The sequence below is a fragment of the Posidoniimonas corsicana genome (genome assembly GCF_007859765.1).
GTDB classification, from domain to species: Bacteria; Planctomycetota; Planctomycetia; order Pirellulales; family Lacipirellulaceae; genus Posidoniimonas; species Posidoniimonas corsicana.
In genome coordinates this window covers 50,038-73,227 of record NZ_SIHJ01000005.1, presented here as the reverse complement: position 1 = coordinate 73,227, position 23,190 = coordinate 50,038, and the positions used below count along the sequence as shown (strand labels likewise).

The 23,190-nt window shown below is 66.9% G+C and carries 20 protein-coding genes; 12 read left to right on the top strand and 8 right to left on the bottom strand.

All coding sequences use genetic code 11. The features are described 5' to 3' along the window. Positions 1-182: 182 nt before the first annotated feature. Positions 183-356 (top strand): hypothetical protein, encoded by a 174-nt coding sequence (locus tag KOR34_RS26925; protein WP_197531694.1) that lies wholly within the window; start codon positions 183-185, stop codon positions 354-356. Here KOR34_RS26925 and KOR34_RS23520 read toward each other — a convergent pair. Then, positions 322-1,992, bottom strand: coding sequence for an ABC1 kinase family protein (locus KOR34_RS23520; RefSeq protein ID WP_146568585.1), 1,671 nt, complete (start codon positions 1,990-1,992; stop codon positions 322-324). The genes KOR34_RS26925 and KOR34_RS23520 overlap by 35 nt on opposite strands. A gap of 626 nt (positions 1,993-2,618) precedes the next feature. Here KOR34_RS23520 and KOR34_RS23515 point away from each other — a divergent pair. After that, positions 2,619-3,137 (top strand): DUF3592 domain-containing protein, encoded by a 519-nt coding sequence (locus KOR34_RS23515; protein ID WP_146568584.1) that lies wholly within the window; start codon positions 2,619-2,621, stop codon positions 3,135-3,137. 195 nt (positions 3,138-3,332) lie between these two features. Beyond that, complete coding sequence (locus KOR34_RS23510; RefSeq protein WP_146568583.1) at positions 3,333-4,304, top strand: pectate lyase family protein; 972 nt, start codon at positions 3,333-3,335, stop codon at positions 4,302-4,304. 10 nt (positions 4,305-4,314) lie between these two features. Here KOR34_RS23510 and KOR34_RS23505 read toward each other — a convergent pair whose 3' ends face one another. From KOR34_RS23505 to KOR34_RS23490, 4 genes are all read right to left on the bottom strand, one after another. Next, positions 4,315-5,826 (bottom strand): arylsulfatase, encoded by a 1,512-nt coding sequence (locus KOR34_RS23505; RefSeq protein WP_146568582.1) that lies wholly within the window; start codon positions 5,824-5,826, stop codon positions 4,315-4,317. Between the two features lie 42 nt (positions 5,827-5,868). Then, positions 5,869-6,825, bottom strand: a complete 957-nt coding sequence (locus tag KOR34_RS23500) for an alpha/beta hydrolase (protein ID WP_146568581.1) — start codon at positions 6,823-6,825, stop codon at positions 5,869-5,871. 58 nt (positions 6,826-6,883) lie between these two features. Next, positions 6,884-7,912 (bottom strand): DUF3500 domain-containing protein, encoded by a 1,029-nt coding sequence (locus KOR34_RS23495; protein ID WP_146568580.1) that lies wholly within the window; start codon positions 7,910-7,912, stop codon positions 6,884-6,886. 244 nt (positions 7,913-8,156) lie between these two features. Then, the gene (locus tag KOR34_RS23490) at positions 8,157-8,510 is read right to left on the bottom strand and encodes a hypothetical protein (RefSeq protein ID WP_146568579.1); all 354 of its coding nucleotides are present in this window, start codon (positions 8,508-8,510) and stop codon (positions 8,157-8,159) included. Between the two features lie 308 nt (positions 8,511-8,818). Here KOR34_RS23490 and KOR34_RS23485 point away from each other — a divergent pair, with 308 nt between their 5' ends. The 3 genes from KOR34_RS23485 (at position 8,819) to KOR34_RS23475 (ending at position 11,847) form a co-directional block, all read left to right on the top strand. After that, positions 8,819-9,448: a DUF2238 domain-containing protein gene (locus tag KOR34_RS23485; RefSeq protein ID WP_146568578.1), complete on the top strand. Its 630-nt coding sequence runs from the start codon at positions 8,819-8,821 to the stop codon at positions 9,446-9,448. A gap of 212 nt (positions 9,449-9,660) precedes the next feature. Then, positions 9,661-10,560, top strand: a complete 900-nt coding sequence (locus KOR34_RS23480; protein WP_146568577.1) for a hypothetical protein — start codon at positions 9,661-9,663, stop codon at positions 10,558-10,560. A 393-nt stretch (positions 10,561-10,953) separates the two neighbouring features. Beyond that, positions 10,954-11,847 carry a hypothetical protein gene (locus KOR34_RS23475; RefSeq protein ID WP_146568576.1) on the top strand — a complete coding sequence of 298 codons (894 nt, stop codon included), beginning with the start codon at positions 10,954-10,956 and terminating at the stop codon, positions 11,845-11,847. Positions 11,848-11,956: 109 nt separating this feature from the next. Here the strand turns inward: KOR34_RS23475 and KOR34_RS23470 are convergent, their stop codons facing one another. The 3 genes from KOR34_RS23470 to KOR34_RS23460 form a co-directional block, all read right to left on the bottom strand. Next, positions 11,957-12,436, bottom strand: coding sequence for a hypothetical protein (locus KOR34_RS23470; protein ID WP_146568575.1), 480 nt, complete (start codon positions 12,434-12,436; stop codon positions 11,957-11,959). A 40-nt stretch (positions 12,437-12,476) separates the two neighbouring features. Next, entirely contained in the window at positions 12,477-13,151 is a 675-nt protein-coding gene (locus KOR34_RS23465) for an ABC transporter ATP-binding protein (RefSeq protein ID WP_146568574.1), read from the bottom strand. Positions 13,152-13,408: 257 nt separating this feature from the next. Then, complete coding sequence (locus tag KOR34_RS23460; protein WP_146568573.1) at positions 13,409-15,004, bottom strand: calcineurin-like phosphoesterase C-terminal domain-containing protein; 1,596 nt, start codon at positions 15,002-15,004, stop codon at positions 13,409-13,411. Positions 15,005-15,257: 253 nt separating this feature from the next. Here KOR34_RS23460 and KOR34_RS23455 point away from each other — a divergent pair, with 253 nt between their 5' ends. The 6 genes from KOR34_RS23455 (at position 15,258) to KOR34_RS23430 (ending at position 23,178) form a co-directional block, all read left to right on the top strand. Further along, positions 15,258-15,950, top strand: coding sequence for a lysophospholipid acyltransferase family protein (locus KOR34_RS23455; protein ID WP_146568572.1), 693 nt, complete (start codon positions 15,258-15,260; stop codon positions 15,948-15,950). Positions 15,951-16,026: 76 nt separating this feature from the next. Next, positions 16,027-17,253, top strand: coding sequence for an NfeD family protein (locus KOR34_RS23450; RefSeq protein ID WP_146568571.1), 1,227 nt, complete (start codon positions 16,027-16,029; stop codon positions 17,251-17,253). Between the two features lie 75 nt (positions 17,254-17,328). After that, positions 17,329-19,401 carry an excinuclease ABC subunit UvrB gene (gene uvrB, locus KOR34_RS23445; protein WP_146568570.1) on the top strand — a complete coding sequence of 691 codons (2,073 nt, stop codon included), beginning with the start codon at positions 17,329-17,331 and terminating at the stop codon, positions 19,399-19,401. Positions 19,402-19,590: 189 nt separating this feature from the next. After that, positions 19,591-21,120, top strand: coding sequence for an SHD1 domain-containing protein (locus KOR34_RS23440; protein WP_146568569.1), 1,530 nt, complete (start codon positions 19,591-19,593; stop codon positions 21,118-21,120). A 69-nt stretch (positions 21,121-21,189) separates the two neighbouring features. Further along, positions 21,190-21,960 carry a hypothetical protein gene (locus KOR34_RS23435; RefSeq protein WP_146568568.1) on the top strand — a complete coding sequence of 257 codons (771 nt, stop codon included), beginning with the start codon at positions 21,190-21,192 and terminating at the stop codon, positions 21,958-21,960. Positions 21,961-22,098: 138 nt separating this feature from the next. Continuing rightward, on the top strand, positions 22,099-23,178 hold the full coding sequence (locus tag KOR34_RS23430) for a hypothetical protein (protein ID WP_146568567.1): 1,080 nt from the start codon (positions 22,099-22,101) through the stop codon (positions 23,176-23,178). The last annotated feature ends 12 nt before the right edge of the window (positions 23,179-23,190 follow it).

Below are 23,190 nucleotides of genomic sequence, written 5' to 3'. Positions count from 1 at the left end.
CCAGCCCGAAAATCTTGCCGAGCCGTTCCAGGCGGCGCCAGCCGGACTTCCGGCGCAACGCCTAACTCTTGGCATATTAACGGGTTGAGGCAGACCGTCGCGGCCGGAACCGGTGCACGCGGCGGCCCGGCCGGGACGATCTATCCCTCCGTTAGCCGCTCCCCCCGCCCGCCGACAGCCCTATGTCTGCCTCTACCGCCGCCGAATCCCACGCCGAGCGGCTGGCCGCCCTCGACCGCCGGCACGACGACCTGATCGACGAGCTCGAGTCGCTCAACACCCGCATCGAGGCCGCCCTGGCGGAGCTGCTCCCCCCGTCGGCTACTTCCGACGCTCCAGTCGGCCCGACTTGCTGATCGCCCTCAGCAGCCGCAGCCCCAGCATGGCCGCCAGCACGCAGCCGGCCAGCCCGGGCGCCGAGGTCCCGGCCAGTGGCCAGAAGTTGATCGGCAGCACCTTGTGGCTGACCATCAGCGAGGAGCCCAGGAACAGCGCGCTGGTCATCATGCCCAGCACCAGCCGGTTGACCGACGGCTCCAGCCCGCGGTGGTCCAGGTGCACGTCGAACTTGCCGGACTGGACCTGCTCCAGGATGTTGCCGATCCGCCGCGGCAGGGTTTCGGCCAGGGCCTCGGTCTCGAAGAACAGCCGCTGCAGCTTGCGCGCGTGTCGGGCCGGCGAGTAACGCCGCATCAGCATCTTCCGCCGCTGCGGCGCAAGCACCTCCAGCAGCGAGAAGTCCGGCGACAGCTTCCTCGACGTCCCCTCCAGCATGATGATCAGCTTCAGCAGCATCGCCATCGAGGCCGGCAGCACGATCTGGTACCGCCGGATGATGCCGATCAGCTCGTGCAAAGCCCCGCTCAGGTCCAGCCCGTTGATCGGCTGGCTGGCGTAGTGGTCCACAAAGTCCGCGACGTCCATCGCCAGCGCCGCCTCGTCCAGGTCCATCGGCGTCGAGCCGACCTTGGTGACCACGGCGGTCAGCATCTGCGCGTCGTTGTTCATGATCGCCGAGATCATGTCCTCCAGGTCCTCTCGCAGCGGGTCGCTCAACCGCCCGACCATGCCGAAGTCGATCAGCCCGACCCGGTCGCCCGGCAGCACGATCAGGTTGCCCGGGTGGGGGTCGGCGTGGTAAACGCCGTGCTCGAACACCATCTTGACGAACGCCTCGGCGCCGCGGCGGGCCACCAGCTCCAGGTCGGCGCCGCCGTTCTGGAGCGCCGCGTCGCTGACCTTGTGGCCCTCGATCCAGTCGGCCGTCAGCACCCGCGCCGAGCAGAGCTGGTCCACCGGCTTCGGCACCGACACGCACTCCGACTTCTCGAAGAACCCGCCGAACTGGTCGAGCCGCCTCCGCTCGTGCGAGAAGTCCAGCTCGCGGAGCAGGGTCCGCTGGAACTCGGCCGCCACCGCGCTGGGCCGGTAGTTCTGCAGCTCCGGCGCCCGCTCCGCCAGCGACGCCAGGCCCAGCAGGATGTCCGTGTCGACGCGGGCCCGCTCCTCGATCCGCTCGTGCCGCACCTTCACCGCGACCAGCCGACCGTCCGCCAGCCGCGCGCGGTGCACTTGGCCGATTGACGCCGAGGCCACCGGCTTCAGCTCGAACTCGGCGAACAGCTCCTCCAGCGGCGCGCCCAGGTCGGTCTCAATCACTGAGCGGACCCACTCCGGCTTGTCGGCCGGCGCGCTGCTCTGCAGCTGCGCAAGCTCGTTGGCCAGCTTGCCGCCCACCAGGTCCGGCCGGGTGCTGAGCACCTGCCCCAGCTTGATGAACGTGGGGCCCAGCTCCTCCAACGCACGGCGGACGCGGGCCTCTTGATCCAGGTTCGCAATCTTGCCGCCGTCGGCGTCGGTCAGCAGGTTTGCGGCGATCGGCAGGTCGAACCGGCCGAGCCACCCGGCCAGCTGGTACTTGCTCAGCACCGCCACGATCTCGCGCCAGCGATTGGCGTTGCGGTACAGCTGTGGGATGGTCGTGATCTTCATCCACGCCGGGCGGGGCAGGGGAGCGGGGGCGGAAGGCCGGCTCTCCTATGGTACCTCTCGCCCCACGCACTGGCGACACGCGCCCGCCGGTAGGCCCGCATCGCGGCGCCCGCGTGCGGGTTGCGACGCCTGCGCGGATTGGGGCGGCAAACGCGGGCGCCGCGGTCGTGCCCCCGCAACCGGCAGGCCGCAGGCTATCGGTTCGCAGTTAGGCGTCGCGCATCGGCCTCCCTGGCTCCGCTCGTCGCAGGGCAGGGTTTTGTCCGATTCGTTTTGTCCGAAAACACGAGCGGAGGGGACAAAACTCGGGGCCTACTTTTCCTACGGTTGTCGTTTCAAGCTGCTATGGCAGTGTTCGTTGTCGTTCCTCAGAGAAAGGGCGGAGGGGTTTTGTCCGATTGGGGCGCGCCGGAAACGGACGAAACGGACAAAACTCAGCGGCTAGAATGCATCGGTTGTGGGTGAGGCGGGACCCTCCCCAGCCCCCCATTGGACCGCGCTGGGTGGCCGGTTTCGACTGAAAACCAGCGTGATTATCGCCTTCTCGCCGGCGTCGTTGCCGGGCTGCTGGGCCGGGGTGCTAGGCTTGCAGGAGTGTCCGTTTCCCACCCCGCCAAGGCGGTCCGATGCTGCAGCAACGCTGGTGTCTGTGCGCGTGTTTCTTCCTGCTGCTGGCCGGCGCGTCGGCGGTCGCGGTCGGCTGGGGCCTCAGTGGCGTCATGGGACGTTTGCAGGCCAACGGCGTCGAGGCGACCGGCAGGGTTACCCGACTGACGACCTTCACGTCCAGCTCTGGCAAGAGCCACAATACGCACTACCGCGTGTTCCTGGATGTCGGCCACGGCGGCCGCACCTACCAGCTCTTCGACGACGTCACCGAGCAGAGCTGGCGGTCGCTCTCCCGGGGCGCCCGCGTGACGGTGGTCTTTGTCCCCGACAGCAGCGGTCTATGCCACATCGGCGACATGGCCGACATCGAGCTGGTCGACCGCGCCGCGCACGGGACCCTCCTCGGCGGCCTCGCCGCAATGGCCCTCGGCGCCGTGTGGCTCGCCTGCAGCCTGCCCGCCCTCCGCGACTGGCTGAGCAGCTTCGGACTGCCGGCAACCAGCCGCTCGGCTATCGGTGCGGACTCAGGGGCGTAGCCCCACGGTTGTCAGCCGCGCTCATTGGTGGTTCTGCGTTTGCAGATCGGCGGTCCAGTGGCGCGCAAGTCAACACCACACCGCGGCTCAAAACAGGGCGGCGTCTCGTGGTGAGAGTCTCTAGGATCGGTCACGCGGCGCGGCGGTTGGTCCGCGCCCGGCTTTGGTTGAGAGAGATTAACCAGGGGGGCTGGAATGCTTGTTCGGCGGAATGACGCGCGGGTCGCGGTGTGCTTGGCGGCGTGCCTCTGGTGGGCGGCGGGAGCGCAGGCGGCGCCGCGGCTTGTCCAGGCGGACGGCTTCGCCACGCAGAACGGCGGGGTCACCGGCGGTGGGGACGCCAAGTCGGTGACCGTCGCGACGCCCGATGAACTGCGGGCCGCGATTGCCGGCGACGAGCCGGCCGTGATTGTCGTGCAGGGCCAGCTGGACGCTGGGGGCGTGCGGGTGGGGTCGAACAAGACGCTGCTGGGCGCCGACTCCAAGTCCGGCTTGTCCGGCGGGACCGTCCGCGTCGACGGCCGGAACTGTATCTTTCAGAACCTGGTCTTCGGGCCGGCCCGCGGGGACGTCTTCGAGGTTTCCGGCGGGCAGAACGTTTTCATCACGCGGTGCGAGTTCTTCGGCAGCAGCGACGAGCTCTGCTCGATTGTCCGCGGCGCCGACTTCGTGACGGTATCGTGGTGCAAGTTCCACTTCCCCGACCCCGACTCGCACTCCTTCCCACACCTGATCGGTAACAGCGACAGCCGCACCTCGGACCGGGGCAAGCTGCGGGTCACGATGCACCACAATTGGTATGACGCCGGCTGCCGGTCGCGGATGCCGCGGGTCCGGTTCGGCCGGGTGCACCTGTACAACAACTACTACGCCTGCCACGGCAACAACTACTGCATCGGCACGGGCGTCGAGAGCCGCATCCGCGTGGAGCGGAGCGTGTTCGACGACGTCAACCGCCCGTGGAACGACATGGGCGGCATGGACCGCAAGGCCGAGATCGGTTGGCGCGACCTGGAGTTTATCGGATGCCAGCAGCCGACCTACGCGCCCAACCGCTGGCCGGTGTTCGAAACGCCCTACGACTACCAGCCAGACGAACTAGCCGACGTCAAGACGCTGGTGACCGACGAGCGTCACGGCGCCGGCAACAAGCCGCCGCGGCCCTAGGGCATTCGCGCTACAACTTGGGCGGAGTCCAGTCGGGGATGCCGCCGCTGGCGGCCTGTTTGCGGAACTGCTCGCGGAACGGCTTGGGGACGTCCAGCGGGGCGTCCTCGTTGACCATCAGCGGCCGGACCTCGTCCCACCAGGCGTCGAACGCCGCGAGCAATTCGGCGGCGACCTGCGGGTGATCGTCGGCCACGTTGTGCTGCTCGCCGGGGTCGTTGTCGATGTCGAACAGGCCGCCGTTCACCAGCCGCCAGCGCTCGTTCCGCACCGCGTAGTTCTTGTGCTTCGCGGCGTCCGGGTCCGGGTTGCCCTGGCCGAACTTGCCCGGCGCGCCCTCCTTCGGCCAGCGGCCGACGTGGAAGTAGGTGTAGCGGTCCTCCCAGTCGGCGTCCGGGTCCCGCAGCAGCGGCGTCAGGCTGCGGCCGTCGAGGTCGGCGTTGGCGGGCGGGTCGGCGCCGGCGATCTCCGCCAGCGTGGGGAACAGGTCGTAGTGCCTGGCCAGGCGGTCGACGTCAACGCCCGGCTTGACCTTGCCGGGCCACCGCATGAACAGCGGGACGCGCGAGCCCCCCTGATGCGGCGAGCCCTTCGGCCCCTTCATGCCGGCGTTGTACACGCGGGACCCGGCCGCGCATCCGTTGTCGGTCATGAAGATCAGCAGCGTGTCGTCGGCCAGGCGCCACTCGTCCAGTTTCTCCATCAGCAGGCCCATGTTCTCGTCGATGTTGACGATCATCCCGAAGAACGCGGCGGCCTTCTCGTTGCACTTGCCCTTGAACGGGGCGGAGTAGCTCTCGTCGACGATGTACGGGCTGTGCGGGGCGTTGGTGGCGATGTACGCGAAGAACGGCCGGTCGCTCTCGTCGCCTTCGGAACGCGACTTGATCCACCCGAGCGCCTGCCGGAAGAACACGTCGGTGCAGTAGCCTTCGGTCTGCTCGAAGCGGCCGTTGTGCTTGATGATCGGGTTGAAGTAGCTGGTGCCCGGCGCGTCGCTCTGCGACCCGGCGTACTTCTGCCCGATGCCGCCGGCGCCGTGGATGAAGACCTCATCGAAGCCGCGGTTGTGAGGCTGGTAGGCGTCCTCGTCGCCCAGGTGCCACTTACCAAAGATGCCGGTGGCGTAGCCCGCCGACCGCAGCACCTCCGCGATGGTGGGCGCGCCCAGGGCCATCCGGTCACGCTCGACGATAGTGTGCGTCACACCGACCTTGAACGGCGCCTGACCCGACATCAGCGCGGCGCGGGTCGGCGCGCACGTGGGGCTGGCATGGAAGTCCGTGAATCGCGTGCTCTGCGAGGCAAGCCGGTCGAGGTTGGGGGTCCGGAGCAGCGGATGCCCGTGGCAGCTCAGGTCGCCGTAGCCCTGGTCGTCGGTCATCACGAGGACGATGTTTGGCGGGCGCTCGCCGAACGAGGGCTCGGCCGCCCGAACGCTCAGCCCGGGCAGAGCGGCGGCGAACGCGAGCAGAACGCAAAGGCGGCGGCCATGGATCGGGTGTTTCAGCGGGGTGCTCATGCGTGATCTTCGGGGTTGTCCAGGAAACGTAGCGCCGCGGCGCTACTTTAGGTGGTGGATCAGGTAGTCGGCGACGGTCGCGTGCTCTACTCCCGGCGCGCCGGGGTAGGCCAGCTCGCTCGACACGCCGAGCTCCCGCAGCCGCTCGTCGAGCTTGACTCCGAAGTTGGAGCTGTGCGTGGGGTCTTTGGTCTTTTCCCCCATCGCCGGCTTGGTTGTGTAGAACAGGTAGATGGGCGGGGCGTCGCTGGTGGCGAGCGCGTAGGGCGAGTACTCGTTGATCTGAGGCAGCAGCTCGTCGCGGCGGGCGAGGAACTCCTTGAAGTTAGCGGCCCGGTTTTCCTTGCCCGGCTTCCCGACTCCGAACGCGTGCCCGCCGTAGAAGCTGTTGGGCATCCACTCCTGCATCTGCCGCGGGTCGAGCGTGGTCTGCGCCCTGATCACCGCGGCGCAGGTAGGCCGGGTGGACAGCCGGGCGATGGGGTCGGGGCTGTCCGGGTCGGCCAGGTCGCGGTGCAGGGCGAGCCATAGGCTGGTGCAGCCGCCGGCGGAGCCGCCGAACAGACCAACCCGCCGCGGGTCGAGATTCCACTCGTCGGCCTTGCTGCGGACGAACTGCACGGCCCGCGCGCAGTCGGAGAGCGGCGCTTTGACCGGCGGCTCGACGCCCTGCGCTACGCCGTGGCGGATGAGTCGGTACTCTACGCTCGCGACCGCGATCCCGGCTTCCTGCAGGCGGGGGAGCGCAGACTTGAGGTTGCCGTTGAGCCGCGTGCCGCCGTTCCAGCCGCCGCCGTGGATGTGGATCGCTACGGCGGTCGGCTCTGCCGACTCGACCCGCCAGAAGTGCAGCTTCTGGCGGGGGTGATCGCCGTAACGCACGTCGGAGAGCGTGGGCTGCGGGAGCTCTTCGGCCGCTACGAGTAACGCCGGCAGGAGCAGATTGATGAAGAGCAACGCCGCCGGGAGCGACAACGTACGAGAGAATGGGGCTTGCATAAGGTGTGATGCTGGAGGTCGGTAGAGAATGTTCGGTCAGGCGGCTAGCGGGCGTGGGTTAGCGGTCCGCTTGCTTCACCCAGGCGGCGCCGTAGTCGTTGGCGGGGTCGCGGTACATGGCGTGGGTGTGCTGGGTGTCGTCGCCGCCGAGGTGCTGAGGCGAGTACTCCATCAGCAGCGTCGGCCCCTGGACCCGGAAGGTCGCGGCGGCGCCGGGCGTGGTGGGGCCGTACCAGGAGAACCAGGTCTCAGCGAGGTTCTGCTTGATCGCCTGCATCGCGCGTTCGGCGTGCGTTTGGTTGAGGACGCCGATGCGGGCCTCGATCAGCGACAGCAGCAGTTCCCGCTGGCGGTCGTCGAGCTTGCCGGCGTTGAGGCCTTCGGGCTTCGGCTTGGCGCCCTCTTTGCCCGGCCCGTAGATCATGTTGGCGTGGTGGTCGCCTAGAATGGCCGCCTGGCGTTGATCGGGCGAGAGCGAGCCGATCAGCTCGAACGAGAGGTCCTCTTCTTCGGCGAGCTGACGCACTTGGCGGCCGTCGACCTCGTAGTCGACCGGCTGCCCGCCGGTCAGGCTGGGCGAGAGGGTGACTTGATCGCCGACCAAGGTGGCGTTGATGGCCAGGTGGTGCCCACCGAACTGCCACATCCAGGGCGTGTCGGCCGACGGGGTTCCCAGGATGGAGAGGTAGTACGCGTCCGCGCCGAAGTCCGCCCGGCCGCCGCCGCCCTGCTGCTTGAGGACCTCGTCGCCCTGCATGTTGTCGATCACCTGCTGCACGCCGCGGGGGCTGAGCGTCGCCGAGAAGAGCTGCATGGCCGCGTCGCGTTGCTGCTGATTGAGATCGCCCCAGCGGAGGCCATTGCGTGGGTACATGCCAGCCGGCAGGTTGGACCAGCGGCGACGCTGCTCGTCGTCGGAGAAGTCGAACCGGACCGCCTTTCGCTGCGCGTCGTTGAGCGTAGCGATGAAGGAGTCGGCCGCCTCAACCGCCTGCGCGACCACCGCTGTTGGCGTGTGCGGCGTTTCCGCACCCAGAGCGGGGCACGCCGCGAGTAGCACGAGGGGCACAAGCAGAAGCGTCTTCATGGCGGACAGCCTGGCGAGGAGGGGCGGCGCCAACGGCGCGCAGGGTTCGGGAACCGGACCCGATAGTGTACCCCAGGCATCCGCCCGCCGGCGAGTGAGCCGGCGTGCCGCCGATCACCTCGCCGCTCGCTGCGACGAGAAGCTAAGTTTCCGATAGAAAAAAACCGTAGAGCGTGGCAACGCCCTACGGTTGGTAGATGAAGTTGGCTTACTACCTTACGCAAACCGCGCCGAGGCGTTTGTCCTAAAGCGTGGGTCGGAACTCGTACGCGTGGCGGATGTAGGGCCGGTCGGCGTCGTAGTCGCCGGCGTACTCTCCGCGGAGTCGGGCGTCGAGGTCGTCGTCCCAGTCGGGGTGGTCCGAGCGGTAGGACTCTTGGGCCGTGTAGCCAAACCGGAACGCCTGTTCGCGGTTCTCGAACGCGTCGTCGGCGCCCATCGCCTGCTTGATGGTGTCGTCAACATCCTGGTTCATGTCGCGGGCCGAGTCCGACCCAAAGTCGGCCTTGGTCTGCTCCCAGTCGTTGGCGAGGGCGGCCTTGATGCGTTCCCAAGTGCTGTCCTGTGCGGCCGTGTAAGTCGTGGTCTTGGTGGCCATGGTGGCGTCTCCTTAGCAAGGGAAAGTTCCTCTCCTCATCGAAGGTTAGAAGGTGCACTTTGCGTGCCGACTTTGGCGCAGTGGGTGGTCGTTGGAAGCACGAGCGTTTTTCACGGTGCTGCACGAGCCTCGTTCCTCACTTCACAGACGCGCGTGGCTGGCGCTCGACCACGGTGGCGGCAGGGGGAGCAATTCGGGCCGACACGTTGACCGCGGTTGTTGTTCGCGTGGGCGCCCCCGGCGGTCTAGACTGGTGCGGGTTGGTTGCCTGCACCGTTGAGCCTGGCGCGAACAAACGAGCTCCGCACATGAAGCTCCTCAAACGTCCGATCACCACCGGCGAGTGGGGCGTGGTGGCGTTCACTTCGGTGTATCTGTTGGCGTCGCTAGCAAGGCTCGTGACCTCGCCGAACGCCGAGTTCGCGTTCTACCTCGCCGTGACGCTGCTCCTGGCTGGGCTGGTGCTGTTGCTGCACCGGAGGATCGACCTCCACATCGGCACGCTGTGGGGGCTGGCGGTGTGGGGGCTGGCGCACATGGCCGGCGGTCTGGTCTACCTGCCGCACGACTGGCCGATCGGCGGCGAGACCCACGTGCTCTACAACCTGTGGCTGATCGAGGGCCGGCTCAAGTACGACCAATTGGTGCACGCGTTCGGCTTCGGCCTAGTAACCTGGATCGCGTGGCAGGGCCTGACGCACGCGTTCGCTGAGCGCGGCGCGACGGCGCGTCCCACGTGGGGCCTGCTGCTGATCAGCGTTTGCGTCGGCATGGGCGCCGGCGCGATGAACGAGGTGGTTGAGTTCGCCGCCTTCCAAACCCTGCCCGAGACGAACGTCGGCGAGTACGAGAACACCGGCTGGGACTTGGTGTCGAACCTGATCGGCTCCGTGGTGGCGGCGTTGTTGATCAAAGCGCGGAGCGCACCCCTGAACTAGCGGTCTAGCCGACAGGTGGCGCCGACTGCCGCGCGAGATTGACACCGCGAGTCGGGCGCCGGTAGGTTGAGCTGCGTGCGGTTGGCCGCCGTCATTGCGAGCCGCCGCGCGTTGTTCCTCTTCTTCTCACCTAGGCCTCGGAGTTCTCCACGATGACTCAACAAGCAAAGTTACAACGAACCCTCGTGCGTTCTCTCACCCCGCTGGCGACGGTGGCAAGCGTCCTTGCCCTTGCGATGGCGACAACCGCCGACGCCGCGAACATCGCTTGGGTGAGCTTCCACCCGGCGGACGACACGCCGTCGTCGGCCGCCGCGGCGGGCGGGTTTACGGTGGCGCCGGACAAGGGCTTCACCGACCTGCTGGCGTCCGCCGGTCATCAGGTCACGAGGTTCGTTTCGGCCAGCGGCCTCGCAACCTCGGTCCCACCGGAGAACGGCGACTCGCCCGCCGCGTACCTCGCGTCGCTCAACGCGATGGACCTGGTGATCATCGGCCGGTCGATCAGCAGCGGCGACTACGGCGGGACCAACACGGAGTGGTGGAACTCGCAGGTGACCGCGCCGGTCATGCTGATGTCCGGCTACGCCACGCGGAGCAACCGGCTCAACTACACCGTGGGCGATCACATCAGCGACATCAGCGGCCCGACCAGCCTCGAGGCGGTGGACCTGTCGCACCCGGTGTTCGACGGCATGTCGCTCAACGGGGTGAACCTGACGCCGCCGGTTCTGGATGTCGCGCCTGGCGAGCGAGGGGCCTCGATCAACGCCGACTCGATCGTCGCGGGCGGCAGGCTGATCGCCCGCATCCCCGGCGACGACGGCCTGGACGACACGCAGCCCGGCGCGCCCGTGATCGCCGAGTGGCCCGCCGGCGCCGTGCTGGGCAACGGCGACATCACCGCCGGGCGCCGCATGATGTTCATCGCCGGCTCCCGCGAGGCGCCGCCCGCCAGCGGACACACGGCCGGCGTCTTCGACCTGACGGTCGACGGCCAGACGCTGTTCCTCAACGCGGTGGACTACATGACTACCGTGCCCGAGCCCACGTCTGCGGCGCTCGTCTTGGGCACAATCCTCGCTGCCGGCGTCGGGCGCTGGCGCGGCTGACAATCCCCGCGAACTAGCCGCTGGTCGCCTTATCAGCCGTGCAAGATTGCACGGGAGCGCCCCATTTACGCATTGACCCGGAATTTATTGACTCGGCGGGGCTAGCTGCAGTAACTTGATGCGGTCCGCGTGGGAATCTGCAGGAGCCGTCGGCTGGACCGGCGGCGACCAATGGTCGACCGGGCGGCGTGTAGCTCTTCTCATCTTCTGCCGGATTATAGCCGGTGAGCAACTATTCTGTTCTGCGTGCGGGTGATCGCTGACGCGGAGGCGACGGCGCGCCCAAGGCAACACGTGTTTCTCTTCTCTTCTACGTGCTGGGAGTGACATCTCATGAGACTTAGGCCGATTGATTCTCGGCGGCGCCGATGCGCCGCCGCTTGGGTGGGGGCGGTGGCTCTCCTCGCCGCCGCGACGACCGCCAACGCGGCGGACATCGGGTGGATCACCTTCCACGCGGCCGACAACGCGCCGTCGGCGGGCGCCGCTGGGGCAGGGTTCACCGAGGCCCCCGACAAGGGCTTCACCGACCTTCTGAGCAGCGCCGGGCACAACGTGACCCGTTTCCTCACGACCGATGACCCGGACGTTTCGGTTCCGGCAGAGAACGGCGCCGACTCGGCGGCGTACCTCAGCGCGCTCAATTCGATGGACCTGGTGATCATCGGCCGGTCGATCAGCAGCAGTCATTACCAGGGCGGCAACGAGACCGCCTGGTGGAACACCCAAGTCACCTCCCCGCTGATGGCGATGTCCGGATGGACGCTCCGCACCAGCCGGCTGAACTACACGACCGGCACGACGATGGTGGATATCGCAGGCCCCACCAGCCTGGAGGCGGTCGACCCGTCGCACCCCATCTTTGACGGCTTCTTTCTGAGTGGCGCCAACGAAACGGGGGCGATCCTGGACCTCGTGGGCGCTGAGCGCGGCACATCAATCAACACAGAGCCGATTGTCGCTAGCGGGAACCTGATCGCCAGGGTATCTGGAGACGACGGCGATGGGGCTACGCTGCCCGGCGGCCCGGTGATTGCCGAGTGGCCGACCGGCGCTACGCTGGGTAACGGCGACATCACGGGCGGGCCCCGGATGCTGTTCATCGCCGGAACGCGCGAGGCCGATGGCGTCAGCAGCGAGACCGCCGGCCTCCTCGACCTAACCGCCGACGGTCAGACGCTGTTCCTCAGCGCGGTGGACTACATGACCACCGTGCCCGAGCCCTCGTCGGCACTGCTGGTCCTCTGCTCGCTCGTTGGCGCTGGTTTCGCACGCACGCGGAATTAGCCGAGGAGCGGCATTGGCGAGAGACTCTCCGCCGTGGTCAAGCGACTTCCCGTCCTTGGCCACGGCGTTTTTTTGTTGCCTATACAGTGCAGCGTAGCTGCCGCTGCCGCTAGCCGCTGATCGCCGCGACCGCCTGCTTGGCCAGTCGCGCGAGCCGTGGCTGCGGAGAGTCAATGAGCGACTCGAGCGCGGGCAACGCGGCGTTGGCGGCCGGGCCGATCTTGCCGAGCGCCCAGACGGCTCTCTCTCGCACCGCCAGCGGCTGGCGGGATGCGGCCGTGGCGGCCAGGGCCGCGGTCGCCGCCGCGCCGTCGGCGCCCAGTCGGCCGATCAGCGTGGCGGCCCAGTAGGCGGGCAGCTCGGTGTCGGCGAGCAGCGCGGTCAGCGCCGGCAGCTGGTCGGCGGCGGGCGGGCCGCACTTCTCGAGCGCCGCAATGCAGGGCTCGCCGATGTCCGAGTCGCCGGTGTGGGCGGCCAGCACCGCGGCCACGGGGCCCGCGTCCTCGCCCTGGTGCATCGCCTGCTGGGCGGCGGCTTGGCGGTCGGGCGAGCCGGCCGACAGGGCGGCAAGGATCTCGGCGTGCGTCATCGTGGGTACCCGGTGAGGCGGAAGAGAGGGCCTGACATATTCACTGATCGACCAGCCGGCCGTCGTCCAGGCGTTTGCTGTGCTGCATGGCCGCGGCGAGCTCCGCGCTGTGCGTTACAACCACCAGCACCGAGTCGGTCTCGCGTTGCAGCTCCAGCAGCAGCTCGGTCACCTGGCCGGCGGTGGTCTGGTCGAGGTTGCCGGTGGGTTCGTCGGCCAACACCAGCGTCGGCCGGCGGACCAGCGCCCGGGCGATCGCCACACGCTGGCGCTCGCCGCCGGACAGCTCGCGCGGCAGGTGGGTGAGCCGCTCGGCGAGCCCGACGCGGCTGAGCAACTCCCGGGCGGCGTCCTGCTCTGGCTTGCCGGCCGACCCGATCGCGAGGTGCGGCGTCAGCACGTTCTCCAGCACCGTGCACTGCGGCAGCAGGTAGTGCTCCTGAAAGACAAACCCGAACTGCTCCCCCCGGAACTTGGGCAGCACCTGCTCCGGCAGCGAGTAGGGGTCCTGGCCCGCGATGGTGATCGTGCCGGAGGTTGGCGGCTCCAGGCCGCCGAGCAGCGCCAGCAGCGTGCTCTTGCCGGAGCCGCTCGGCCCGACGATGGCGAGGCTCTCGCCCCGCCGCATCGAGAAGTCGGCGTCCTTGAGCACCTCCAGCGGCCCCGACGGCGTCGGGTAACTCTTCGCGGCGTGCGTAACAACCAGATCAGACATGCCGTGATTGTCGGCTGCCGGTCGCCCGACGCCAAGTGGGGCGGTTGGGGAGTTGGAACTTGGTGGGTGGTGGGTGGTTCTACCGCGCGGACAGCCCGTAGCCCCCGGCTCTGCCGGGGGATTGCACAACGGCGATGCATGTTCGCAGGACGATCCCCCGGCAGAGCCGGGGGCTACGAGTCGATTGGTGTGGCAGTCGACAACACCAGCGCCGCACGATAGCGACTTACAAACTTCCAACTTCCAACCGCCAACCGCTACTCCACCACGCGCACCAGGCGGTAGCCGTGGTGGACCATGCCGTGCATGTCGGTCGTGCGGATGCGGACGCAGTGCGTGCCCGGCGCGAGCCCGGCGGGCAGGCGGCCCTTCCAGATGTGGGTGGAGTAGAGGTTGCGGTTGTCGGGGTTGAACACCAGGCTCTGCTCGGAGGCGGACTTGGTGAGCGAGTCCTTTACCTGGTCCTCGCGGCCCGCCATGCGGACGTAGTCCGGGTCTCGCATCGGGGTGTGCGCCAGCTTGGTCCACTCCTGGCCCTCGCCGCCGGCCGGGCCGACCTGCATCTCGACGGTTGACTTCTCCGAGCCGTTGAACACGTTCACAACGATGTCGGCGCCGTCGGACGCGCGGAACTCCTCGGGCGCGTCGACGTTCATCTGGTAGTCCGCGGGCCGGCCCGCGGCGCGGAACTCGAGCTGGTACTCGTGCCCGTCGAAAGTCATGATCGAGTACCCGTTGGGCGCGCCGTCGCCCATGGTGGCGTGGGGGATGCCGCGCTCGTCCTGCATGCCGCCCCACCAGTTGCCGCACACCGTGACGTTCACCACGTGGTGGTGCGGCTGGGGGCCGTTCCAGCCGTCGGCCTGCTTGAGGAAGCGGTGCTCGTGGAAGTGCTCGTGGCCCGCGATCGACATGCAGAACGGCCGCTGCTCGATCAGCCGGTACAGCCGCAGCCGCTCGGGCGTCTGGATCTTGGTGACCGGGATGTGCATCATCAGCACCACCAGCTGATCGTCGGGGATGAGCTCCAGGTCGCGCTCGACGAACGCCAGCTGGTCCTCGCCCAGGCCGCCGCGGTAGCCGCCCTGGCCGGCCTCGTTCAGGCGCCACTCGACGTCGTCAAGCACGATGAAGTGCACCGCGCCGTAGTCGAACGAGTAGTAGGGCGGGCCGAAGTGCCGCTCGAAGGTCTCGTCGCTGAGGTGGTCCTCGTGCGCCTCGTGGTTGAGGTCGTGGTTGCCGATGACGTTGTACCAGGGGATGCCCAGCACGGCGATCGCCGAGTTGGACGAGTCGAACAGGTTTAGGTCGTCGAACATGATGTCGCCCAGCGTGACGCCAAACTTCGCCTCGGTGCCGATCAGCTCCTCGATCACGTCGTGCGAGATCCAGTCGACCTCCTCTTGCGTGCGGGGCTGGGGGTCGCCGAACATCAACGCCTGAAACCGCTCCGGCTCGTCCTGCTTGTAGAGCGGGAAGTCGACCGACTCCGGCAGCGGGCCGGTCGGCTCGACGCCGGCAAACTGGTAGTTCTTCGGCGAGCCGTTCGGCTTGTGGATGTAGTAGAACCGCGGCACCATCTGCTCGGAGAGCGGCGTGCGGTAGCCGCGCGGCTTGATGACGAACAGGATCGTGTCGTCGGTGACCGGCAGCTCGTACCGGCCCGCCTGGTCGGTCTTCACGATCTGCCGGCCGTTGCTGACCTTAATCCCCTGCAGCGGCTGCTCGTCGGCGTCGCGGGCGCCGTTGTTGTTGGCGTCCAGGAACACCACCCCGCGGGCCGTATCGTCAGCGCTGGCGGTCGAGGTCGAGGTGAGTGCTAGCAGGCAGGCGAAGAGGGCGGTGGCGCGCATCGGGGGGGCAATCCTAGGAGAGGGTGGCGGGGCCCGTCATGATAGCACGACCACCGGCGCGGTAAATCTTCTCCACGTCGCACCACCGGGGGGCCGCAGGCGGGCCGGTCGGCGTGAGGGTCTGCCCCTTTTCACCAGGGGCCCCCGATTGCTGTATCCGCAAGCGGGCGATGCCGCTAAAACCGCGGCTCGCGCCGACCCGATACGCGCAGAAGCCGACCCCGCACCCGCTAGTCTTGCCCCCGATACCGAGATGCCTGTTGCCCGCTGGGCGCTGTCCTGGCTGATCGCCCTGGCGATCGTGACCCTCCGCGTCACCTGCCGTGTGCGGGTCTACAACGACCCCCGCCCCAAGCTCCGCGACGCGGGCATTCCGTACACCTACTCGGTTCTGCACGCGCATCAGGTGGCGGTAGTGATCAACCGCGAGCCCGGCACCGCGGCCATGGTGTCGCAGTCCAAGGACGGACAACTGCTGATCCCCGCCTTCCGGCTGATGCGGGTGAAGCCGAAGTGCGGCTCCAGCGGCGCCGACGGCAAGGGCGGCCGCGCCGCGCTCCGCGGCCTGGCCGAGAACCTCCGCGCCGGCAAGCCGGCCATCATCGCGGTCGACGGCCCCCGCGGCCCGCGCGGCCGCGTCAACAAGGGTGTGGCCGTGCTGGCCAAGCAGACCGGCTGCGCGGTGATCAACGTGGTCGGCGTGCCCACCAGCCGCTGGACCATCCGCGGCGCGTGGGACCGGTTCCAGGTGCCCAAGCCGTTCAGCACCGTGCACGGCTACTTTGGCGAGCCGCTGTTCTACCAACTGGGCGAGAGCGTCGACGACTTCCGCCAGCGGATCGAAGACCAGCTCAACGCGCTGGAGGCCGAGCACGACCCCCAGGAAGCCGCCGAAGCCGGCGCCGCCACCGCCAAGCGGATCGAGCGCAAACGCCGGGCGGCGTAGCGCTAGCCACGCTGCGGCGTGATATCCGTTAGACTAGCGACCGACGATTGGCAATCGGTCCCTCAACGGATGCTCCATGTTCGGATTCCTCCGCGGCCCCTGCGGCGACGCCGACTACCGCCGGGCGTACGCGCGGTGCTGCCGGTTCCAGCGGCTGTTCTTCGGCGCCCGCACGGCGCCGGTGGTGAGCTACGAGGGCGTGTTCGCGTACCTGCTGTCGCGCGAGGCGCTCGGCAGCGCCCTACTGCCCGAGTCAGAGCCGACCTGCTGCCGGCTGCGTGGGGCGAAGAAGCTCGAGGGCGCCGCCGATGCGCCGCTCGGCGAGTTCGCGGCGGCGTTGGGGATGCTGCTGGCCTCGATCAAGCTGGCGGACGATGTGCGGGACGACCGCTCGCTCGCCGCGCGACTGGCGCTGTCAGTCTGGCGCCGGCCGGTGGACACGGCCCACGCGTACTTCGCGCGCCTCGACCCGGCGGCGCCTGCGCGGTTTCAATCGGTCATCGACCAGCACGTCGCGCTAGAGTCAGCGGGCGGGCCGTGCTCGCTCCCGGCGTTCGCCGCGTCCACGGCCGCGGGGTTCGGCGATGTGTTCTCTCTGTTGGCGGATGCGGCGCCGCGGCTCGTGGCGAGTCGCGAGACCTTCCGGCGTATCGGCAAGTCGGTCGGCGCGGCGATCATCATGGCGGACAGCGCCGCCGACTGGCGCCTCGACCGGCGTCGCCGCCTTCCGAATCCCGTGCGGGACAGCGACGCCGCGGACGAGGCCTACCGCGCGGCTCAGCGTCAGCTTGTAGCGGCCGCCAACTGCCGACCGGAAGCGTCCGGAGAATCGGTCTCGCAACGCGTGCTAAGCGCCGCCATCCAACGCATCGAGTCTCGACGCTGCGCGGCGGGAGCACGAGAACCCCGGCCTCGCTTGCGACCAACGCACCTGGTGAGGGCGGGGGACTGCGACTGCCCGATCGGCGCCTGCGACTGTGGCGGCTGCGATGCCCCCGCTTGCGCCGGCGACGGCCTCGACGCCAACTGCTGCGACCCGAGCTGTTGTATGTGCTGCGATTGCTGGCCGTGGGAGCGGCAGATCAAGAAGGCGGACACCAAGCGTTTCGCGTCGTTCGTGGGGTGCACCGGGGTGGCCAACGGCGACATCGGCCCCTACGGCATGGCGGTGGTGGAGGGGCGGTCTCGGCCGGCAAGAACCGAGGGGCCGCCGATCCCGGGCGGGGCCCAGGTGCTGGTGACCGGCGTCGACGAACTGGGGCTCATTGTGCAGCGTCTGGATTCCGGTCCGGCACAAACCTGACAATTACCCTCCCGCCGCCGAAGCGCTATGATGGAGGTTCGCGAGCCCCCTCCGCCCCCGCCCCTACGCTTCGTCATGCCGCAATTCGAGATCAGCTCCGAGTTCCAGCCCGCCGGGGACCAGCCGGCCGCCATCGAGAAGCTCACCAAGGAGCTCAAGGCGGGCCGCCGGTCGCAGACGCTGATGGGCGTTACCGGCAGCGGCAAGACGTTCACCATGGCGAACGTCATCCAGGAGCTGCAGCGGCCCGCGCTGGTGCTGAGCCACAACAAGACCCTCGCCGCGCAGCTCTACAGCGAGTTCCGCGAGTTCTTCCCGAAGAACGCGGTCAGCTACTTCGTCAGCTACTACGACTACTACCAGCCCGAGGCCTACATCCCCCAGCGGGACATCTACATCGAGAAGGACGCGTCGATCAACGAGGAGATCGACCGCATGCGGCTAGCGACCACCAGCTCGCTCGTCAGCCGGCGCGACGTGATCGTGGTGGCCAGCGTGTCGTGCATCTACGGCTTGGGATCGCCCGACGACTACAAGGAGATGATGGTCGGCCTCACGGTGGGCGACGTCGTGGACCGCGACGAAATGCTCGCCAAGCTGATCGACATACAGTACGAGCGCAACGACCACGACCCGGCCCGCGGCAAGTTCCGCGTGCGGGGCGACTCGATCGAGATCTGGCCCGCCTACGAGGAGTTCGCCTACCGCATCGAGATGTGGGGCGACGAGATCGAGAAGCTGTCGATTATCAACCCAACGAGCGGCGAGGCGGTCGACCAGCTGCAGAGCGTGTACATCTACCCGGCCAAGCACTTCGTGCTGCCCGAGGAGCGGATCGAGAACGCGGTGCAGAGCATCCGCAACGAGCTGACCGGCCGGCTTGAGCTGTTCAAGGAGCAGGGCAAGCTGCTCGAGGCGCAGCGCCTCAACGCCCGCACGCGGTACGACATCGAGATGATGCTCGAGATGGGCTACTGCCCCGGCATCGAGAACTACTCCGGCCCGCTGAGCGGCCGCCCGCCCGGCTCGGCGCCCAACACACTGTTCGACTTCTTCCCGGACGACTACTTGCTGTTCGTCGACGAGAGCCACGCCACGATCCCCCAGGTCGGCGCGATGTACAACGGCGACCGCGCACGGAAGACCACGCTGGTGGAGCACGGCTTCCGGCTGCCCAGCGCCCTGGACAACCGCCCGCTCAAGTTCGACGAGTGGGAGGAGCGGATCAAGCAGGTGGTGTACGTCAGCGCCACGCCGGCCGACTACGAGCTGGAGCAGACCGGCGGCGAGGTGGTGGAGCAGATTGTCCGCCCGACCGGCCTCTTGGACCCGGTGATCGAACTCAGCCCGGCCCGCGGCCAGGTGCCGCACCTGCTGGAGCAGGTCCGCGAGCGGGCGGCCAAGGGCGAGCGGGTGCTGGTCACCACGCTCACCAAACGGCTGGCCGAGGACCTGTCGAGCTACCTCAGCGAGCAGGGCGTGCTGTGCAAGTGGCTGCACTCCGAGCTGGACGCGTTCGAGCGGGTCGAGCTGCTCCGCGACCTGCGGCAGGGCAAATTCGAGGCCCTGGTGGGCGTCAACCTGCTGCGCGAGGGCCTGGACCTGCCGGAGGTGTCGCTGGTGGCGATCCTCGACGCGGACAAGGAGGGCTTCCTGCGGAGTGAGACCTCGCTGATGCAAACCATCGGCCGCGCCGCACGGAACGTCAACAGCAAGGTGATCCTGTACGCCGACAAGGTGACCCGCAGCATGCAGGCCGCCATGGACGAGACCGAGCGCCGCCGCAAGCTGCAGCAGGAGTACAACGAGGCGAACGGCATCACGCCGCAGACGATCATCAAGGCGATCCGCGCCGGCATCGAAACCGAGGCCGCCGCGCACGCTGCCGCGAACGCCGCCGTCGGCCGCTCGGACGATACGCAGTACATCACCGAGGAGTACATCAACGAGCTGGAGAAGGAGATGTACGAGGCGGCCGACCAGATGGAGTTCGAGCGGGCCGCCATCCTCCGCGACCGCATCGACAAGATGCGCGAGAGCATCGGCCAGAGCGTGGCCGCGGTGGAGGACTCGCTGAAGAAGTCCGCCAAGAAGGGCCGCGGCCGCACGAAGAAGGCCAAGGTGCCGCGGCCGAAGAAGGGGGTGTGAGGTTAATGCTTGGTGGCAAGCTCATGCAGCCCGCGCCGCAAGGGGTGGGACTGGCGCAATGGGGTTTCTGCCATACTTCTTCGCTCTATTCTCACGGTTCCTGCTAGCGGTCGACCGCTGTAGGGGTAATAGTGTGGTATTCCCCACAGGGCGGCTATCTCCTATCCACCGCTAATTCTCGTCTCTCATATGGTTGCTCAAAGATTCGGACGGCTTCTTCTGCAGGCAGTTCCAGCGGGGCTGTTCCTGCTGATCTCCACCGGTTGCGGCGGTGGTGCGGAGGAGCGTCTCCCGCGGGACGAAAGCCCGTCAAAACAGCCCAAGAGTTCGGCTGAATACCAGCATCAAACCTCGCCGCCGGGGCCTTCCGCCGCGGCAGTATCGATCATTAGCCACGATCTTCAGGCGGACTTTGTAGAACGCGTTAACGCAGCCTACGCAGCCAAGGATGTCGATGCGTTAAACGACTGCATTGATTGGAGTGGGGTAATGGACGGGGTGCTAACGCGGCTCCCGTTCGATTCCGAGATGGCGGCCGGCATCAGGGTGGGAGCCAATCGGACGCTTAGCTCCGGGCAGGGGTTTGCCGGACAGGTATGTCAGTCGGGCGGGGTGGGATCTCAGTACCGTCTCGTGCGACTCCACACTCGGGATGGCCGCGAGCACGCGCTGTTCAGGCTATCGGGCGGAGATGGTCTGAACTACCACGACTTTCGCCTCTCGCTGCAGAACGGCCGGGTGCTCGCAGACGACATCTACGTTTACATGTCTGGCGAGTACTTGTCAGAGACCATCTACCGTACTCTGCTCCCTGCGGCTCAGCAGTTCTCCAAGAACTGGGTGCAGAAGCTAGCGGGAGGGGATCGGGCGTTCATCGAGAACTTTGAAAAACTGCAAGAGATGAATATCTCGGAACCTGACGGCGCACGCAGAGCCCTGCGGATCTACCGCGAGCTACCCCGTGATATGCAGGAGATCAAGTCGGTGCAGATTCTCCGCTACCACGCCGCTAGCATGGTGGGAAACCGAGAACTGCTGGAGGCATTGGACGACTTCGAGCGCTTGTTCCCCGGTGATCCTGCACTTGCGTTGTTATCGTTGGACGCTTTGGCGATCCGTAAACAGTACGAACAGGCTCTCCAGGCGATTGATGAACTCGACCGGAGCGTCGGCGGCGATCCCTACCTCGATGTGTACAGGTGCTCGATTAACCTGGAGATGGGGGACTTGGAGGCAGCCGAGCGATACGCACGGGAGTTGCTCGAGTTTGATCCTGACAACGCCGAACTCCAGTTCGGACTCGTTTCAGTGCTGCTTGCACAGGAAAACCATGCCGCAGTGCTCGCGGCCCTCCAAGAAATGGATCGGGACTATGGCTACGAATGGGGCGATCTCCGCAACGAGGAAGCGTACGCAAGCTTCGTGGCGTCAGACGAGGGCAAGCAGTGGCTGCGTCAGACCGGTTTCCTGCGGGAACAGGCGGCCGCGCCGTACGCGGAAGCCCCAACATTTCTCGTTTGGTCGGACGCTTCTGGAAAGTTCAACGTGGAAGCCCAGTACGTTGAGTCTGACGACCAGGGCGTTACGCTGCGGAAGCGGAACGGCAAGGTAATTACCGTGCCGCTTGGGCGGCTGAGCGACGCCAGCCGCCAGCAGGCCGCCGAACAGAAAAAAACCGTCCTATCCAATAGTCGCTCTTCCCGCGCGAACGACGACTGACTAGATCCATTGCCGCAGCGTGTCGCCGCCGAGTCTTGGTTGGCCCGCAATTCGCCCCGGAGATCCGCCATGTCGATGCCCACCGACAACCCCAACGCTTACGACTCGCCCGAAACCCAGCCGGAGAAGAAGCCCAAGGGTTGCCTGTTCTACGGCTGCCTGATTGCCGGAATCGGATTTGTGCTGATGCTGTTGCTCCTGGTGGGGGGCGGCGTGGGGGGCTACTTCTTCCTGAAGGGCCAGGTGGACAAGTACACGTCGACCGAGCCGGTGGATATCCCCGTGTCCGAGGCTAGCGAGGAAGAGATCGCCGAGATCCAGGCCCGGGTCGACAGCCTGCAGCAGGCGGTCGAGAACGACGCGCCGGCCGCCGAGAACGAGCTGGTGCTCACCTCAGACGACATCAACGCCCTGATCGCCGGCAACGAGGACCTCAAAGGCCGCGTCTACGTGACGATTGAGAACGGCGAGATCACGGGCGACGTCAGCATCCCGCTCGACGAGGTGCCCATGGGCGCGGGCCGGTTCCTGAACGCCAAGGTGACCCTCGACGCCAGCTACGAGGGCGGCATCCCGATCGTCACCCTCAAGGCGGGCGAGGTGAACGGGCAGCCTCTGCCGCAGCAGTTCATCGACGCCCTGGCCAAAGAGAACCTGGCCAAGGACCTGCTTGACGAGCCTGAAGTGGCGGAGAAGATCCGCAAGTTCGAGAGCATCCGCGTTGAAGGCGACAAACTGATCCTGCGGCTGAAAGAGTCGGAGGATCAAGAAGCCCCCGGCGCCGAAGCCGAAGTAGAGGACGAATCGGCGATGGAGCCAGTGGCGGCCGGAGCCGAGTGAACTCCGCCTTGCCGCTTGTCGGCCTGGACTCAGTTCGCGGTGGGGCAATAGGCCAGAAGGTTGCGTAGTTCCGCTGGGCGGGCTAGCATGCGGTTTCCCCACCCGGGTTATTGGCAGGTAGTTTCGTGGAGTCACGCCATGGTGCGATTCTGTGTTGCTTGGCTGGTTCTCTTAGGTCTTGGTTCCCAGAGCGTGCGAGGCGTAACAATCCCAGGCGCGTTCAACGACGGCCTGCTCTCATACGTCTACAACTCCGCGACCGGGGAACTCGGGATTGAGACCGACGGCAATCATGTCGGTCTGATCTACGTTAAGTCAGAAAGTCGGTCGTTGGCGCCAGACGTCGCACGGCTTCCTCCAGGACTGTTCCCGACGGCTAGTGCGAAGCATATCGGGGTCGTTACGAACCCTGCAACCGGGTTCTATCTGGATATGAGCTATTCGTTCGGGGCGGTCCTGGATGCTGGGCTGTCGGAGGACTGGTTGCTCAATGACCTGAAACTGCACTGGACCGGCGGCTTCGGCACACCCACCCGGCCCGCCGACTTGATATACGCGACCCCTGAGCAGTACGACTCGGTCTTTACCTATCGGGAGACCGTTCCAGATCTAGTTTACTACAGCAGTGATCCCAATACACCCTACGATCCACCAACCGATCCACCAACCGATCCACCAACCGATCCACCAACCGATCCACCAACCGATCCACCAACCGATCCACCAACCGATCCACCAACCAATCCACCAACCAATCCACCAACCAATCCACCAACCAATCCACCAACCAATCCTCGTGACCCAAGTGGACAGGTCGAATTCCAGTACGATTCCCTTTCAGGTGAAGTAACGCTGGTACCGAATGGGAACGCAGTCGGACTGATCGATCTGCAGTCGCAAAGCGGGGTTTTTCGCTTCGAGGACGCTACACTTCCGGGGGGGCTGTTTCCTGTCGACACAGATTACCGAGTCTCCGTAGTCGTGAATGCAGGGTCTGGCGTAATCATTGACGACGACTATTCGCTGGGTCGAATCGTCCCGCCAGGGCTGCCCTTGGAATTCCTTGAGAATGATTTGACTTTGGTCTGGAGCAGTGGGTTTGGAACGCCAAACCTCTCGGCGTCTTTCGCCGTCAAGCAACTGGCGCCTGAGCCAACTGCTGCCGCGCTTGCTTGCACACTTGTCGCCGCCGCAGGTTTCGGCCGAAGGAAACCGTAGGCACTTCTTGGC